The sequence below is a fragment of the Otariodibacter sp. genome, assembly GCF_029256985.1.
In the GTDB taxonomy this organism is placed as follows: Bacteria; Pseudomonadota; Gammaproteobacteria; order Enterobacterales; family Pasteurellaceae; genus Otariodibacter.
Genome location: NZ_JARIDQ010000041.1, coordinates 58,121 through 74,103, shown reverse-complemented (window position 1 = coordinate 74,103; position 15,983 = coordinate 58,121). Strand labels below are relative to the sequence as shown.

The following is a 15,983-nucleotide window of genomic DNA, read 5'->3' as shown; positions in this document are numbered from 1 at the left end:
TGAAATCAGAGGTATTATATGAAAGTTTCTTATGATGAATTAAAAGCAGAATTTAAACTCTAAAAAAATGATGGATAGTGTAATACAAATTGCAGAGTAATTTGATATTGAGGTTGTTGCACTCAAAAATACTACCCATTGGATGCGTGCAGGTACATACGGTTGGAAAGCAGAAAAGGGAGGTTATATCGGTGTTTATTTAACCAATTCAATCGCACTCATTCCGCCTTAGAGTTCAAAAGAACTGCATCTTGGTACTGATTCTTTAGTTATTGTGACACCAATCACAATGGTCGATATGTCTTGCTCAATGTACTCTTATGGAGCGTTAGAAGGACATCGTCTTGCAGGTCGTCAAATCTTTATTGCCATTGACGTTAATCGATTGATTAATCGGGATTTTAGAAAAGGATACAAGCGGTAAGATCTGCAAAATTTTCTGCAAATCTTACCGCTTGTTGAGTTTATTTCATTGTAAATAATTGACTTTGTATCAACTACAAGCTTTATGCTTGAATTATTCTTTATTGGAATGATTTATTAAAAAAGGAAACTTCTATGGCTTGTTTACATGATATCTCTACCACGAGAACCCCAAGTTTTAAACGTGTTTTGTGGATAGCATTAATACTTAATGCAACAATGTTCCTTATGGAAATATTTATTGGTATACAAGCAGATTCAGTGTCATTGATTGCCGACAGTATTGATTTTTTGAGTGATGCTACTAATTATGGTATTAGCTTGACTGTTTTACCTATGACTATTTATTACCGCTCCAAGGCTTCTATCATCAAAGGGTCTTCTATGATAGCATTGGGTGGATTAGTAGCCTTTCTGACTGTATATCAATTATTTCAAGGGAAACTACCTAATTACAGTAATATGGGCGTTTTAGGCGTATCGGCGATGTTTGTGAATGTAGTAGTTGCCGTAATGTTATATCGATTTCGAGATGGTGAAAGTAATATGCGTAGTGTGTGGTTGTGTTCTCGTAATGATGTATTAGGCAATATTGCCGTTGTATGTGCTTCTTATGGCGTTTATCTCACTCAAACCCATTATCCTGATTTAATCGTAGCAGTAATGATGACCTATTTGACATTATCTTCAGGTATGCAAATTATTAAACAAGCTAATCAAGAATTAACACAACGAACCCAACCAAATAGTTGCTGCCGACCTTAATAGAGGAGTTCTTGATATGACACAATTTTTCAGAAAGAAAGAATTAAGTACATTAACAGGATTACTACCAGAAACTATTCGATATTATGAATCAAAGGGTATTCTTACCCCTCCTCAACGAGCAACAAATGGCTATCGACTGTTTACTCATAAAAATCTACAGGAGCTACATTTTATCAAGGTTTGTCGTTCTTTGGGTTTTAGTATTCAAGAAATCAAACAATTGCAAGACTTAAAAAATCATCCTCAAAAAAGTTGCCACGATGCCGATAGCTTGGTGGCGAAGCATTTAGAAAATGTGGAATTAAAAATCACTCAACTGCAAGAAATTAAACAGACATTATTGGCTTTGAAAAACTGCTCAAATAATCAAGTCCGCCAATGTAAAGTATTGACCTATTTGACAGAAGAATAATCCATAGACCAAAAGTGATTTAACTGTTTTTGCTTATTATTTATTTAAATAGAAGGATCACTATCTAGGACTGTTTCAAAATAATTTATCATCAATGTACTTCATTTCAGTATAATGAAGGGATATTTTTATTTATGGCATATTGTATTACTCAAGTGATCTATTTATGCTTACTTTATTCATCTAATTACTAACATAACTCAATGAAAAATATAGAAACCACTCCTCAACACACGCCAATGATGACGCAGTATTTGAAAATCAAAGCAGAAAATCCAGAGATTTTGCTGTTTTATCGAATGGGGGATTTTTACGAGTTATTTTATGAAGATGCAAAAAAGGCGGCATCATTATTAGATATTTCCCTCACTAAACGGGGGCAATCGGCAGGTGAGCCAATCCCAATGGCGGGTGTGCCTTATCATTCCGTTGAAGGTTATTTAGCAAAATTAGTAGCATTGGGTGAGTCAGTAGCGATTTGTGAGCAAATTGGCGATCCTGCTGCCAGTAAAGGGCCTGTTGAGCGAAAGGTCGTGCGTATTGTAACTCCGGGTACGGTGAGTGATGAAGCATTGTTGCCAGAGCGACAAGATAATTTAGTTGCGTGTGTTTATCAGGAAAAAAATACTTACGCTCTTGCTACCTTAGATATGACTTCAGGGCGATTTTTAATTACCGAATTGTCGAATACAGCTTTATTGAGTGCCGAATTACAACGTACACAACCTGCTGAAATCTTGTACCCAGAAGATTTTGCCGAAAAAGCAATGTTGGAACATTACAAAGGGCTACGTCGTCGTCCGATATGGGAATTTGAATTAGTAACAGCAATTCAATTGCTCAACCGTCAATTTGGTACGCAAAGTCTAGCTGGCTTTGGTGTAGAAAAAGCGACAGTAGCATTATGTGCAGCGGGCTGTTTATTACACTATGCTCAAGAAACACAACGTACTGCATTACCTCATATCAATGCTATTCATTTATCGCAAAACAGCGAAACCATTTTATTAGACTCTGCAACCCGTAGAAATTTAGAACTTACCACCAATTTAACGGGAGGAGTTGAGAATACGCTTGCATCTGTTTTAGATAAATGTGTCACCCCAATGGGTAGCCGTTTACTTAAACGATGGATACATCAACCTACTCGAGATTTCACTAAATTACATAATCGCCAGAAAACTATTCTTGCTTTACAACAAAATGAACGGGTAGAGGTCTTACAGCCTTTATTGCAACAAGTGGGCGATATGGAACGTATCTTGGCTCGAGTGGCTTTACGTACGGCTCGTCCTCGTGATCTGACTCGTTTAAAAACCGCATTAGCACAATTACCCGATATTACAAATTCTACGGGTAATCTTACCGCTTGTTTGGATCAAATGTTGGCAAAAATGGGCGATTTTAGTGAACTTCACGCATTGCTTGAACGTGCGATTATTGATAATCCGCCACAATTGATTCGTGATGGAGGGGTCATTGCCGAAGGCTACAATGCAGAATTAGATGAATGGCGAATTTTATCTGCAGGGGCTACGCAATTTTTAGAAGATCTTGAAGTAAGAGAGCGTGAAAAAACAGGAATTGATACCCTTAAAATTGGTTTTAATGCGGTGCATGGCTATTACATTCAAATTAGCCAAGGGCAAGCTCACAAAGCACCAATGCATTATGTTCGCCGTCAAACATTAAAAAATGCCGAGCGATATATTATCCCTGAATTAAAAACTTATGAAGATAAAGTTTTAAAGGCGAAAGGAGCTTCTTTAGCGTTAGAAAAACAACTGTATGATGAATTATTTGATCTGATTTTGCCACATCTTGCGGAATTGCAATTAACCAGTTTAATCTTGGCGGAATTGGACGTATTGACTAACCTTGCAGAACGAGCTGAAAGCCTAGGTTATGTAATGCCAACCTTTAATGCTAAACGAGGTATCAATATCAAAGGTGGGCGACATCCTGTAGTTGAGCAAGTGTTAAAAGATCCCTTTATTGCTAACCCTGTCTATTTAGATGCACAACGACACTTATTGATCGTAACAGGTCCTAATATGGGTGGTAAAAGTACCTATATGCGTCAAATCGCTTTGATTACCTTAATGGCATATATTGGTAGTTTTGTGCCTGCAGAGAGTGCGGAAATCGGTCCAATTGATCGTATATTTACTCGAATCGGGGCTTCTGATGATTTGGCCTCAGGCCGTTCAACCTTTATGGTTGAAATGACTGAAATGGCGAATATTTTGCACCAATCTACCGAAAACAGTTTAGTGCTTGTGGATGAAATTGGGCGAGGTACTTCAACCTATGATGGACTTTCTTTAGCGTGGGCGTGTGCGGAATGGTTAGCAAAGAAAACCCAATCTCTGACGTTATTTGCGACACACTATTTTGAGTTAACTAGCTTACCGAATCAGCTTAAAGGCGTGGCAAATGTGCATTTAGATGCTTTAGAGCATAACGATACCATTGCCTTTATGCACGCAGTGCAAGAAGGGGCGGCAAGTAAAAGTTACGGACTAGCAGTTGCTGCGTTAGCAGGTGTGCCTAAGCCTGTTATCAAATTAGCGAAACAAAAACTCTCGCAATTAGAACAGTTATCGCAACAAACTAATGCTTTAAACGAAGATCCACAGCAAGATTGGTTATCGGAAAATGTGCAAAATGAACAGACAAACTCACCGCTTGTTATGTCTATTGAACCCTCAGCAGTTGAATTAGCCTTACAAGATATTGATCCTGATGGGCTAACCCCAAAACAAGCCCTTGAAGTGTTATACAAATTGAAAGGATTGTTGGATTAAGCTACAAAATTAGTGAAAGATTGAAACCTATTTTCTATAAGCGGTAAGATTATTAAGACTTTTTGCAAAGTTTTGTTACAATCTCACCGCTTTTTATTAATGATTAATTTTATGCAAAAACCTCTCGCAATTTTTTTAATGGGTCCAACTGCTTCAGGTAAAACGGATTTAGCGATTAAGCTACGTCAAACATTGCCTGTTGAAGTGATTAGTGTTGATTCTGCCTTAATTTATCGAGGAATGGATATCGGCACAGCCAAGCCAAGTAAAGAAGAATTGGCATTAGCTCCTCATCGATTGATTGATATTATCGATCCCGCTGAAAGCTACTCAGTAGCAAATTTCCGTGAAGATGCACTACGAGAAATGGCAGATATCACTGCTCAAGGTAAAATCCCGTTACTTGTTGGTGGCACAATGCTGTATTACAAAGGTTTGTTAGATGGATTATCGCCTTTGCCTTCAGCTGATCCAGAAGTCCGTTCAAAAATTGAAATGCGAGCGGAACAAGAAGGGTGGTCAACACTGCATCAAGAGTTATTGCGTATTGATCCTGTGGCTGGCCAGCGAATTAATCCCAATGATAGCCAACGGATTAATCGTGCATTGGAAGTATTTTATATTTCGGGTAAAACAATGACAGAACTTACTGCTCAGCAAGGTGAAGCACTACCTTACGATATTCTACAATTTGCTATTGCGCCTCAAGAGCGTGCTGTTTTACATCAACGTATCGAACAACGCTTTCATAAAATGCTTGAAATGGGGTTTGAACAAGAGGTTAAGCGGTTATTTTCGCGTGGAGATTTGCATATTAATTTACCGTCAATTCGTTGTGTGGGTTATCGCCAAATGTGGGAATATTTGGCGGGTGAAATTAGCTTTGATGAAGCAATGTTCAAAGGTATTAGTGCAACCCGTCAATTAGCTAAACGCCAAATTACATGGCTAAGAGGTTGGGCAAGTGAATTAGAATGGCTGGATAGCTTGACTCCTGAAAAATCTTATCAAAAAATGATTGAAAAATTCGCACAAAAACAAGATGAATTATGATAATATCAATATGCCTTTGGCAGCTAGATAAATTTTAAAACTATAATTATTAGAAGGATAATAAAATGGCAAAAGGTCAATCTTTACAAGATCCGTACTTGAATGCATTACGTCGTGAACGTATTCCTGTGTCTATCTATTTAGTAAATGGAATTAAACTTCAAGGACAAATTGAATCATTCGATCAATTTGTTATTTTACTTAAAAATACAGTGAGTCAAATGGTTTATAAACATGCAATCTCTACTGTTGTCCCTGCACGAGCGATTACTCATAACAATAATACAAATCAACAACCTCAATCTGCAGAAGTAAGTGAAACAGTGGAATAATAACTATTAATACATTAGAACATAATTTTAATAAACCAAACGAGAATGTTAACTCGTTTGGTCTTCATCTTTCTTCTCCTCAAGATAAAGCAGTAGTTGTCCATCTCTACCTTTCACAAGTTAAAGATATTGATAATTTAATCGAATTTCAAACATTGGCTGAATCAGCTGGTGTAGAAGTTGTTTCTGTATTAACTGCATCACGTACTGCTCCACACATTAAATATTATGTAGGGCAAGGAAAGGCACAAGAGATTGCTGATGCTGTCGAAGAAATGGGTGCAACCGTTGTTTTAGTTAATCACCAATTAAGTCCGGCACAAGCTCGTAATTTGGAGGCTATCTGTAATTGCCGAGTAGTGGATAGAACGGGATTAATTTTGGATATCTTTGCTCAGCGGGCTAGATCACACGAAGGTAAATTACAAGTTGAATTAGCCCAACTTCGCCATTTATCGACTCGTCTTGTTAGACGCTTAGGCAATCAAGATCAACAAAAAGGTGGAGCTGTTGGCTTGCGTGGTCCCGGAGAAACGCAATTAGAAACGGATAGACGTTTGATTAAAGTGCGTATTCAACAGTTGCAAAATCGTTTAGAAAAGGTCAATAAGCAACGTAATCAGAATCGTAAAACACGCCAGAAAGCTGATATCCCGACAGTATCCTTAGTTGGATATACAAATGCAGGAAAATCTACCTTATTCAATGCAATAACAAATGCGGGTGTGTATGCCGCAGATCAGCTCTTTGCTACCTTAGACCCTACTTTGCGTAGAATTGAGGTACAGGACGTTGGTACAACGATTTTAGCCGATACAGTGGGCTTTATTCGTTTTCTCCCTCATGACTTAGTTTCAGCCTTTAAATCAACCTTACAAGAAACAACTAATGCAACATTGTTGCTACACGTTATTGATGTTGCAGATGAACGTAAAAATGAAAATATCGAAGCTGTGAATCAGGTTCTATCAGAAATAGGGGCTTTAGAAATCCCAACATTATTGGTTTTCAACAAAGTCGATCAATTAGAGGATATTTTACCTCATATTGAATATTCCGATGAAAATAAACCTATTGCTGTTTATATTTCTGCTCAAGCAAATCAAGGCATAAATTTACTCTTTGAAGCAATGCGGTTGTTGCTTAAAAATGAATCGATTATAGAAAGGGTATTATTGCCACCCACAGCAGGGCATATTTATACTCAATTCCGTTTGCAAAATTGTATTGAACAAGAAAGCTTTAATGAATTTGGTGATCGACTAGTTATGGTTAAAGTCAATAAAATTCAATGGCAAAAATGGCTAAAACAATTTAGTGATTTAAAAGACTATATTGAATTAGTTAATTGGTTGAATTAGTTAATAAGAATAGTTTCTTAATAATAGTAATATCATATAAAAAATGATGATTTGAGGAGTTACTATCTTATGTAGTAATCATATTTTTCACTATAAAAGCGAAGCATTACACCAAAAAATTACAGAAATTCTATAAAGATCGCAAAATGATAATTCTCTCATTTGCGATATTGAATTATTATTTTAGATATTTATGCAAAGTTACTAATTGGTGGTGTTATAGAAAAATAAAGCCCCGATAATAAATTATCAGGGCTTCAGAATATGGCTCCTCCTGCGGGACTCGAACCTGCGACATATGGATTAACAGTCCACCGTTCTACCGACTGAACTAAGGAGGAATTTAGTTTCGCAAAATGGTGCCTCGAGGCGGAATCGAACCACCGACACGGGGATTTTCAATCCCCTGCTCTACCGACTGAGCTATCGAGGCGACTCGTCGTTTGCGGGGTGCATTATGCTGATTTTCATTACTCTCGTCAAATACTTTTTTAGGAAAAATAAAATAAATATACTCAACAGATCGATTTTTATTCAAGTTGTATTAAAAACAGCTAGTTATCGTACGTGTGAGTATTTTTGTTGAGCATTATTTACTTTTACCAAATAATTTCTAGCTTGAGCAGAAGGATGTGCTGTCGTTAAAATACGATACACCGCATCTGGACTTAAATTACTAATTCTATTCATTGCTGCCCATTTATCACTATCAAAAACACGTAATACAGCGCCGGCACCACTGTTATATGCTGAAATCATAGCATAGCGTTTAGAAATAGGATTAGTGATATCTCTTAAGTATTCATCTCGTAAAATCGCTAGATAATGCGTACCTGCATCGACATTCTGTGCAGGATTATACAAATAAGCTTTATCTGGTTGTCCACTAAGCCCTTTACGCACAAAAATATCTCGTCCTGCTGTTCTTGGTACAATTTGCATTAATCCAATTGCATTAGCATAACTCACAGCATAAGGGTTAAATGCGGATTCCACTTCCATAATCCCAAGAATCAAACTCATATCAATACCATACTTTTTGGCTGTTCGTCTAACGATTGGTAAATAACGTCTTGCTCGGACAGCAATATGGTTTTCAGTCATTGGTATATTGACATAAGTTACAGTATAACCATTTTGTAAACGTCTAGTTTTCATTTTGTTTTGAATAAGATAAGTTGCAAAATCATTGGCTACAGAAATATTGGTTATTGTTCTGCCAAACTGATCAACGACTTGCCCTTCCAAAAATGGTTGACTGCTAATTGGTGTATCTCCTGATGCAAAAAGATCGATACCTGAAGGATCAGAACCCATTAATAATGTATGTATAATGGAGTTTCTTAAGTGATTTTGATCACCTAATGTTTCAATTAATATTTGTCCATCTTCAAAGCTAATATGGCTACGAGTATAATATTTATCGGTGTATTTTACGTAATCTTTACGTGTAGCAACCAACAATTCATTTACTCCCCAAATTTGGTCAATATTATGGGAGAATTGTCCAGTAAGAATATCTAATCCATTGGTATCTTTTCCATACTCTGGATACCCCCATCCCCTTCTTACACTACTTTTTTTACTTGGTTTTGGTGGTGTACTGCTACACGCAACGAGAAAAGAAACAAGTATGGCGAGAGGAAGAACTTTAGTTACCTTTTTCATTTTAAACCCTTTATTCTGTTTTAGAGACAGGCACATAACCATCTATATGCACATCTTTACCTTCAAATAAGAAGTTAATCATTTCTTGTTCTAAAATTTGACGATGTTCTGGATTCATCATATTTAATTTTTTTTCATTCACTAACATTGTTTGCTTTTTGATCCACTCAGACCAAGCTTGTTTACTGATAGTGTCAAAAATACGTTTACCTAATTCACCAGGGTAGAGTTGAAAATCTAAACCATCTAACTCTTTTTTAAAATATTCGCAAAAAACTGTACGAGGCATTTTATTTCCTTTTTTATTGTTGGTTATACATAAATTCGTCTAAAATTCGTTTAACTGGCGTAGCTAAGCCAATCTTACTAGGTTGTCGCAAATCATACCAATATTCTCTATTAGATGATACAGAGGTACTGTAAATCCCTCTATTTTCTTGAAGTTTGTTCATATCAGCTTTAAATAATATAGGGTAAATATCTAAATGGAAATGACTAAATGTATGTCTAAATGCAATGAGATGTTGAGAAATTTGCATATTTTTGACTAAATCTGACCGCTTGAGTTCCTCAAAGGATTCAAATTGAGGAAATGCAAATAATCCGCCCCAAATACCTTCATCCTCACGCTTCTCTAATAGAATTTTTGTGCCTAATTGTAAAATTAAAAAGTAACTTTGGCGGATTGGTAGTTCTTTTTTTTGTTTTTTTGTGGGGTATTTTTGCCATGCATTTTCTGCATTAGCTTTGCACTCTTTTTCTAAAGGACATAGCGTACATTTAGGTTTAGATCTTACACAGATCATCGCTCCTAAATCCATCATAGCTTGGTTAAAATCAGCTACCTGTGTGGTAGGTGTGACACAAGCGGTCAGTTCCCATAATTTATTTTCAATTTTTTTCTCACCAGGCCATCCTTCAACGGCAAAATAGCGAGCAAGTACACGCTTAACATTTCCGTCAAGAATGGGATAAGGTGCATCAAGAACAGAAGATAAAATCGCACCTGCTGTACTTCTACCTATACCTGATAAAGTTAAAACATCTTTAAATTGAGAGGGAAATTTGCCATCATATTTATCACGAATGATTTGTGCTGTTTTATGTAAATTCCTCGCTCTAGCGTAATAGCCAAGCCCAGTCCATAAATGTAGAACTTCATCAATAGAGGCATTAGCAAGGTCGTTAATAGTCGGAAAACGTGTGATAAAACGTTTAAAATAAGGGATAACTGTTGCTACTTGAGTTTGTTGTAGCATCACTTCTGAAAGCCAAACGCCATAAAACGTTTTATTTTGTTGCCAAGGAAGATGTTTACGACCGTGTTGTCGGTACCAATTTAAAACTGATAAAGCAAAAATATCAGATACTTTTGCTTGCGCTAGGGGATAAATAGGCTGTTTTTTCATAACTACTGTTAGCCTTGATATTATTATGATGAGTTAATTCAGTATGATTGTAATATATCTTGGTAATCTGTCATAACTCGATTTTATTTTATCTTTTGACAAAAAGATAAAAAAATAGTAAAAATTTAGTGCTGTTTTATACAGTTAATGATTTTAATTAGAAAGGAGTATTATGCGTTTATTAATTGCTTTTTTATTACCATGGTTAACTTTTTTTACCATTGGACGTCCAATTTCGGGTATTATCTGTTTGATTTTACAAATTACTGTATTAGGTTGGATTCCCGCAACAATTTGGGCTGTTTACGCTTTATCTCAATATAACACCGATCAAAAAATCAAAAATAGCTCAGCTAACTAGTTGTTTTTGAATATTATTATACCACCTCTATGACTTATCGTAAGGTGGTTTTTTATTACCTTAATTAAGAATTTTAACTATGCAACTTCCAAATTTATCTAAAGGAGTACTTCTTCGTCGTTATAAACGTTTTTTAGCAGACATACTTTTACCTACTGGAGAAACGATTACAATTCATTGCCCAAATACAGGAGCAATGACAGGCTGTGCAAATGAAGGTGATACTGTATGGTTTTCTACTTCCGATAATCCGAAAAGAAAATATCCTAATACTTGGGAATTAACTCAAACGACTTCAGGTGATTTGATTTGTGTGAATACTCAAAGAGCGAATCAGTTAGTGGCAGAGGCATTAGAAAATAGATGGATCAGCGAGTTAGCAGAATATACACATATTTTACCTGAGCAGAAATATGGAGAAGAGGGTAGTCGTATTGACTTTTTATTGAAACAAGCTGGAATGGATGATTGTTTTGTAGAGGTAAAATCGACCACATTATTGACAGATAATGGCATAGGCATGTTTCCAGATACTAAAACAGAGAGGGGGCAAAAGCATCTGAGAGAACTTGCGTTATTACCCAAACAAAATAAACAAGCAGTTATCTTATTTGCAATTTTACATTCAGGCATTACAAGTTTTAAGATAGCTGAACATATAGATAAAGTGTATTCAGAGTTATTAGATCAGGCTATCCGAAAAGGAGTTAATATACTAATTTATAAAGCAGAATTTGAGTTTAACGGTTGTATACCTTTAGGGGTGAATTTAAGGCATTTATTGTAAAAATGATAGGTAGTATATTTAATATTGGATCTCTTTTGGATAGTTAATAAGAAGAGTTTTATTTACTGCTGAAAGAAATAAAACTCTTCCTATTTTTATTTAATGAATTAGTTTTATTTTAAGCTACCCACCATATCTTCTGGTCTAACCCATTCATCAAACTGCTCTGCAGTTAACAATCCTAAGTTAATAGCTTCTTCTTTTAATGTTGTACCATTTTTGTGTGCTGTTTTAGCTATTTTAGCTGCATTTTCATATCCAATATGAGTATTCAATGCAGTAACTAACATTAAAGATTGTTCTAATTGTTGTTTAATTCTTGGATAATTTGGTTCAATGCCAGATGCACAGTGTTCGTCAAATGAGATACAAACATCTCCTAATAATTGAGCTGATTGTAGGAAATTGAATGCCATAACAGGTTTATACACATTTAACTGAAAATGTCCTTGTGTTCCTGCAAATGAGATAGTTGTATCATTACCTAATACTTGTGCACATACCATGGTCATTGCTTCACATTGGGTTGGATTCACTTTACCTGGCATAATTGATGAGCCTGGCTCATTTTCAGGAATTAAAATTTCACCAATACCTGAGCGAGGACCTGAGGCTAACAATCGAATATCACTAGCAATTTTATATAATGAAACTGCTAATTGCTTTAATGCTCCGTGAGTTTCTACAATTGCATCATGAGTTGCTAAAGCTTCAAATTTATTTTGTGCAGTAACAAACGGTAAACCTGTAAATTTAGCAATATACTCTGCAACCTTTACATCGTATCCTTTTGGGGTATTTAATCCTGTACCAACCGCAGTACCACCTAACGCCAATTGAGATAAATGAGGCAAAGTATTTTCTAATGCTTTAATACCAAATGATAATTGGGCAACATAAGCAGAAAATTCTTGTCCAAGAGTGAGTGGAGTGGCATCCATTAAATGAGTACGACCAATTTTTACGACATCTTTAAACGCTTCTGATTTTTCAGATAATGTTTTTTGTAAACGTTTTACTGCTGGAAGTGTATGTTCTACTACTTTCTTGTATGCAGCAATATGCATTGCTGTTGGATAAGTGTCATTAGAAGATTGTGATTTATTAACGTCATCATTCGGATGGATAATAGATTTTTCACCTAACTTTCCGCCATTTAAAACATGAGCTCGGTTAGCGACCACCTCGTTCACATTCATATTAGATTGAGTACCTGAACCAGTTTGCCAAATAACAAGAGGGAATTCTCCTTCAAGTTTATTTGCTAAAATTTCATCACAAGCAGTCGAAATAAGATCACGTTTTTCTACAGGAAGAACACCTAAATCATGGTTTGCATAAGCAGCAGCTTTTTTCAGATAACCAAATGCTTCAATAATTTCTTTAGGCATAGAACCTTCGGGACCAATTTTAAAATTATTACGTGATCGCTCTGTTTGTGCAGCCCAATAGCGATTAGCTGGTACTTTGACTTCACCCATCGTGTCTTTTTCGATACGAAATTCCATGATTTTCTCCTAAGATTTGATAAATAATGACCAAGCGAATGTTAGCATCCACAAAATAATAAAGAAATGATATACAAAAGATTCCCTTATGTTTTTTATAAATTTTGTGATTTGGATCATAAATTTGTATTAAAGCGTTTTCGAAGCCCTGCATGATTCAAAGCTTGATTTGCATCTTTAAGTAGGAGCTCTTTTATATTGGTCGACATGGTATAAATAAATTGATTATTTATTGCTCCATATAGTTTGAATAAAATAATATGATCTACATCTAGACCAAGTTTGATGAGTTCAACAAAAATACAAATTTCTCCTTTATCAATTAAATCTTCTTTCGTTATAATATTTACCTTTTTTAGTATTCTCGCTAAATTTAGATTCATATTTGGTAATGAACTGATTCTATTTCTTTTTTGGAGATAAGATATATCTTTTGCTTGTTTTATGTCAGCAAAGCTATCAGTAAACCAATTACTATACTTTTCTATATTATTCAGGATCATTTGAGGCATAAAATAATATTTATTTGATTGTTTAATATTGGGATCTGATAAACTAATGATACCTTGATATTTGGTCAAATCTGAAAAGAATTTTTCCGAAATTTTTAGATAGAATAACCCTTCTTTATATAATCCTATCATGATGTAATCTTTGAATATTCCATAGTAAGAAAAATAAGTTTTAGCAGTAGTTTGGCCAAGTATGGGTAGAAGTAAGTTGCGAATTTCTTGTGTTTGTGTTTCTATATAAGTCATTAGAGTCCCCACAGGTTATAAGTTAATTAATCGAGAAAATATCCTCGATAATGATGATTACGTTATGAAGTTATATTTGCAATCAATGATCGCTAGTTTTTTTGTGAGATATATCGAAAAATTATAAAAAACATTCTTTTTTTGGTTTAAATTTAACCGTGACATGGGATGGAGATAAAAAATTATTGAGTATTTTGTGTTTTAGTATTGAATAGATTGAATATGACTTGATTTGTTCAGTAATTTTTTGTAGAATTTGAACACTATAAATTGATAGTCGCCTAATGTAATCATTTATTAGGTGGTATTACACAGATTTTGTAATACATAAAATGTCCTCAATTAGAGGGCTATAACAAGGTATGACTGTGCCCCCTTAAAGTAGTTATTTAAGTGGTGGTTCGGTTTTTTTATTAGCTAAATATTAATGGAGCTCTGGTCTAATGCAGAACCAAAGAATCCGTATCCGCTTAAAAGCTTTTGATCATCGTTTAATTGATCAATCCACAGCGGAGATCGTAGAAACAGCTAAACGTACAGGAGCACAAGTTCGTGGTCCGATTCCTTTACCAACACGTAAAGAGCGTTTCACAGTATTGATTTCACCACACGTTAATAAAGACGCACGTGATCAATATGAAATTCGTACCCACAAACGTTTAGTAGATATTGTTGAGCCAACAGAAAAAACTGTTGATGCTTTAATGCGTTTAGATTTGGCTGCCGGCGTTGACGTGCAGATCAGCCTAGGTTAATTAAGAGGTTATTACAATGATTGGTTTAGTCGGTCGTAAAGTTGGAATGACTCGTATCTTCAATGAAGATGGCGTTTCAGTTCCAGTTACTGTAATCGAAATTGAAGCCAACCGTGTGACTCAGGTTAAAACTCTTGAAAACGATGGCTATACTGCAGTTCAAGTTACAACAGGTTCGAAAAAAGCGAATCGTGTAACTAAGCCTGAAGCAGGTCATTTCGTTAAAGCAGGTGTTGAAGCTGGTCGCGGTTTATGGGAATTTCGTACTGAAGGTGAAGAATTCACTTTAGGTCAAGAAATCAACGTAGACATCTTCACAGATGTTAAAAAAGTAGATGTTACTGGTACATCAAAAGGTAAAGGTTTTGCTGGTGGTGTTAAACGCTGGAATTTCCGTACTCAAGATGCAACTCACGGTAACTCTTTATCACATCGTGTACTTGGTTCTATTGGTCAAAACCAAACTCCAGGTCGTGTGTTTAAAGGTAAAAAAATGGCAGGACATTTAGGTGCTGAGCGTGTAACTGTTCAATCACTTGAAGTTGTTCGTGTAGATGCTGAACGTAAATTATTATTAGTTAAAGGTTCTGTACCTGGTGCAACTAATAGTGATGTTATTGTTAAACCAGCAGTTAAAGCATAAGTCTAGGAGTTAGAGATGGAATTAGTCGTAAGAGATGCACAAAGTGCATTAGCGGTTTCTGAAACTACCTTCGGACGTGAGTTTAATGAAGCTCTTATCCATCAAGTAGTTGTTGCTTATGCAGCAGGTGCTCGTCAAGGATCTCGTGCTCAAAAAACTCGTGCTGAAGTGTCTGGTTCAGGTAAAAAACCTTGGCGTCAAAAAGGTACGGGCCGTGCTCGTGCAGGTGATGTTAAATCACCAATCTGGCGTTCTGGTGGTATTACATTTGCTGCAAAACCACAAGATCATAGCCAAAAAGTAAACAAAAAAATGTACCGTGGTGCAATCAAGAGCATCCTATCTGAACTTGTTCGCCAAGATCGTTTAGTTGTTGTTGAAAAATTTGAAATCGAAGCACCTAAAACTAAAGTTTTAGTACAAAAATTAAAAGATATGGCATTAACAGATGCACTCATCATTACTGCAAGTTTAGATGAAAATCTATTCTTAGCTGCACGTAACTTATACAAAGTAGACGTTCGTGATGTTCAAGCTATCGATCCAGTAAGTTTAATTGCTTTTGATAAAGTAGTTATGACTGTTGATGCAGTAAAACAAATTGAGGAGATGTTAGCATGATTCAACAAGAACGTTTGCTAAAAGTGCTTAAAGCACCTCATATCTCTGAGAAAGCAACAAATAATGCTGAAAAAGCGAATACAATTGTTTTTAAAGTAGCTTTAGATTCTAATAAAGCGGAAGTTGCTAAAGCAGTTGAACAGCTTTTTGAAGTAAAGGTTGATTCTGTACGTACTGTCGTTGTTAAAGGTAAAACTAAACGTCGTGGTGCAAAAACAGGTCGTCGTAGTGACTGGAAAAAAGCATATGTTACTCTTCAAGAAGGTCAATCACTTGACTTTGTTGAAGGTGCAACAGAGTAATTCGGAGGAATAGAA

18 protein-coding genes and 2 tRNA genes are annotated in these 15,983 nt (G+C 35.6%); 13 read left to right on the top strand and 7 right to left on the bottom strand.

Features of this window, described 5'->3' with window-relative positions; genetic code table 11:
- Window positions 1–274 precede the first annotated feature (274 nt).
- From Q1J40_RS04360 to hflX, 7 genes are all read left to right on the top strand, one after another.
- The gene (locus tag Q1J40_RS04360) at window positions 275–424 is read left to right on the top strand and encodes a hypothetical protein (RefSeq protein WP_301098820.1); all 150 of its coding nucleotides are present in this window, start codon (window positions 275–277) and stop codon (window positions 422–424) included.
- 134 nt (window positions 425–558) lie between these two features.
- Window positions 559–1,188: a cation efflux transmembrane domain-containing protein gene (locus Q1J40_RS04355; RefSeq protein ID WP_301098819.1), complete on the top strand. Its 630-nt coding sequence runs from the start codon at window positions 559–561 to the stop codon at window positions 1,186–1,188.
- A gap of 16 nt (window positions 1,189–1,204) precedes the next feature.
- The gene (locus Q1J40_RS04350; protein ID WP_301098818.1) at window positions 1,205–1,603 is read left to right on the top strand and encodes a MerR family DNA-binding protein; all 399 of its coding nucleotides are present in this window, start codon (window positions 1,205–1,207) and stop codon (window positions 1,601–1,603) included.
- Between the two features lie 203 nt (window positions 1,604–1,806).
- Window positions 1,807–4,410: a DNA mismatch repair protein MutS gene (mutS, locus tag Q1J40_RS04345; protein ID WP_301098817.1), complete on the top strand. Its 2,604-nt coding sequence runs from the start codon at window positions 1,807–1,809 to the stop codon at window positions 4,408–4,410.
- Between the two features lie 111 nt (window positions 4,411–4,521).
- Window positions 4,522–5,463 carry a tRNA (adenosine(37)-N6)-dimethylallyltransferase MiaA gene (gene miaA / locus Q1J40_RS04340; RefSeq protein WP_502306656.1) on the top strand — a complete coding sequence of 314 codons (942 nt, stop codon included), beginning with the start codon at window positions 4,522–4,524 and terminating at the stop codon, window positions 5,461–5,463.
- A gap of 65 nt (window positions 5,464–5,528) precedes the next feature.
- Window positions 5,529–5,795 carry an RNA chaperone Hfq gene (gene hfq / locus Q1J40_RS04335; RefSeq protein ID WP_301098816.1) on the top strand — a complete coding sequence of 89 codons (267 nt, stop codon included), beginning with the start codon at window positions 5,529–5,531 and terminating at the stop codon, window positions 5,793–5,795.
- A 5-nt stretch (window positions 5,796–5,800) separates the two neighbouring features.
- A complete protein-coding gene (gene hflX / locus Q1J40_RS04330) occupies window positions 5,801–7,156 on the top strand; it encodes a ribosome rescue GTPase HflX (RefSeq protein ID WP_301098822.1) in 1,356 nt (451 codons plus the stop codon).
- Between the two features lie 265 nt (window positions 7,157–7,421).
- On the opposite strand, the gene Q1J40_RS04325 is transcribed toward hflX, so the two are convergent.
- From Q1J40_RS04325 to mutY, 5 genes are all read right to left on the bottom strand, one after another.
- Window positions 7,422–7,497, bottom strand: a tRNA-Asn gene (locus Q1J40_RS04325).
- 16 nt (window positions 7,498–7,513) lie between these two features.
- Window positions 7,514–7,589: transfer RNA gene (locus tag Q1J40_RS04320), tRNA-Phe, on the bottom strand.
- Between the two features lie 125 nt (window positions 7,590–7,714).
- Complete coding sequence (gene mltC / locus Q1J40_RS04315) at window positions 7,715–8,824, bottom strand: membrane-bound lytic murein transglycosylase MltC (protein ID WP_301098815.1); 1,110 nt, start codon at window positions 8,822–8,824, stop codon at window positions 7,715–7,717.
- Between the two features lie 10 nt (window positions 8,825–8,834).
- Complete coding sequence (locus Q1J40_RS04310) at window positions 8,835–9,113, bottom strand: oxidative damage protection protein (protein ID WP_301098814.1); 279 nt, start codon at window positions 9,111–9,113, stop codon at window positions 8,835–8,837.
- A gap of 13 nt (window positions 9,114–9,126) precedes the next feature.
- Complete coding sequence (gene mutY, locus Q1J40_RS04305) at window positions 9,127–10,233, bottom strand: A/G-specific adenine glycosylase (RefSeq protein WP_301098813.1); 1,107 nt, start codon at window positions 10,231–10,233, stop codon at window positions 9,127–9,129.
- Window positions 10,234–10,405: 172 nt separating this feature from the next.
- Between mutY and Q1J40_RS04300 the strand changes: the two genes are divergently transcribed.
- The gene (locus Q1J40_RS04300) at window positions 10,406–10,594 is read left to right on the top strand and encodes a YqaE/Pmp3 family membrane protein (RefSeq protein ID WP_301098812.1); all 189 of its coding nucleotides are present in this window, start codon (window positions 10,406–10,408) and stop codon (window positions 10,592–10,594) included.
- 79 nt (window positions 10,595–10,673) lie between these two features.
- Complete coding sequence (sfsA, locus tag Q1J40_RS04295; protein ID WP_301098811.1) at window positions 10,674–11,381, top strand: DNA/RNA nuclease SfsA; 708 nt, start codon at window positions 10,674–10,676, stop codon at window positions 11,379–11,381.
- A 113-nt stretch (window positions 11,382–11,494) separates the two neighbouring features.
- Here sfsA and fumC read toward each other — a convergent pair whose 3' ends face one another.
- Both fumC and Q1J40_RS04285 read right to left on the bottom strand, forming a co-directional pair.
- A complete protein-coding gene (fumC, locus tag Q1J40_RS04290; protein ID WP_301098810.1) occupies window positions 11,495–12,889 on the bottom strand; it encodes a class II fumarate hydratase in 1,395 nt (464 codons plus the stop codon).
- Window positions 12,890–13,005: 116 nt separating this feature from the next.
- Window positions 13,006–13,647 (bottom strand): TfoX/Sxy family DNA transformation protein, encoded by a 642-nt coding sequence (locus tag Q1J40_RS04285; protein ID WP_301098809.1) that lies wholly within the window; start codon window positions 13,645–13,647, stop codon window positions 13,006–13,008.
- Between the two features lie 443 nt (window positions 13,648–14,090).
- Here Q1J40_RS04285 and rpsJ point away from each other — a divergent pair, with 443 nt between their 5' ends.
- From rpsJ to rplW, 4 genes are read left to right on the top strand one after another with little or no spacing between them, the layout of a single operon-like run.
- Window positions 14,091–14,402 (top strand): 30S ribosomal protein S10, encoded by a 312-nt coding sequence (gene rpsJ, locus Q1J40_RS04280; RefSeq protein ID WP_001181005.1) that lies wholly within the window; start codon window positions 14,091–14,093, stop codon window positions 14,400–14,402.
- Between the two features lie 16 nt (window positions 14,403–14,418).
- The gene (rplC, locus tag Q1J40_RS04275) at window positions 14,419–15,045 is read left to right on the top strand and encodes a 50S ribosomal protein L3 (RefSeq protein WP_121123660.1); all 627 of its coding nucleotides are present in this window, start codon (window positions 14,419–14,421) and stop codon (window positions 15,043–15,045) included.
- Between the two features lie 15 nt (window positions 15,046–15,060).
- Window positions 15,061–15,666: a 50S ribosomal protein L4 gene (gene rplD, locus Q1J40_RS04270; protein ID WP_121123658.1), complete on the top strand. Its 606-nt coding sequence runs from the start codon at window positions 15,061–15,063 to the stop codon at window positions 15,664–15,666.
- On the top strand, window positions 15,663–15,968 hold the full coding sequence (rplW, locus tag Q1J40_RS04265) for a 50S ribosomal protein L23 (RefSeq protein ID WP_301098808.1): 306 nt from the start codon (window positions 15,663–15,665) through the stop codon (window positions 15,966–15,968). Before rplD ends, rplW begins: the two co-directional genes overlap by 4 nt.
- Window positions 15,969–15,983 lie beyond the last annotated feature (15 nt).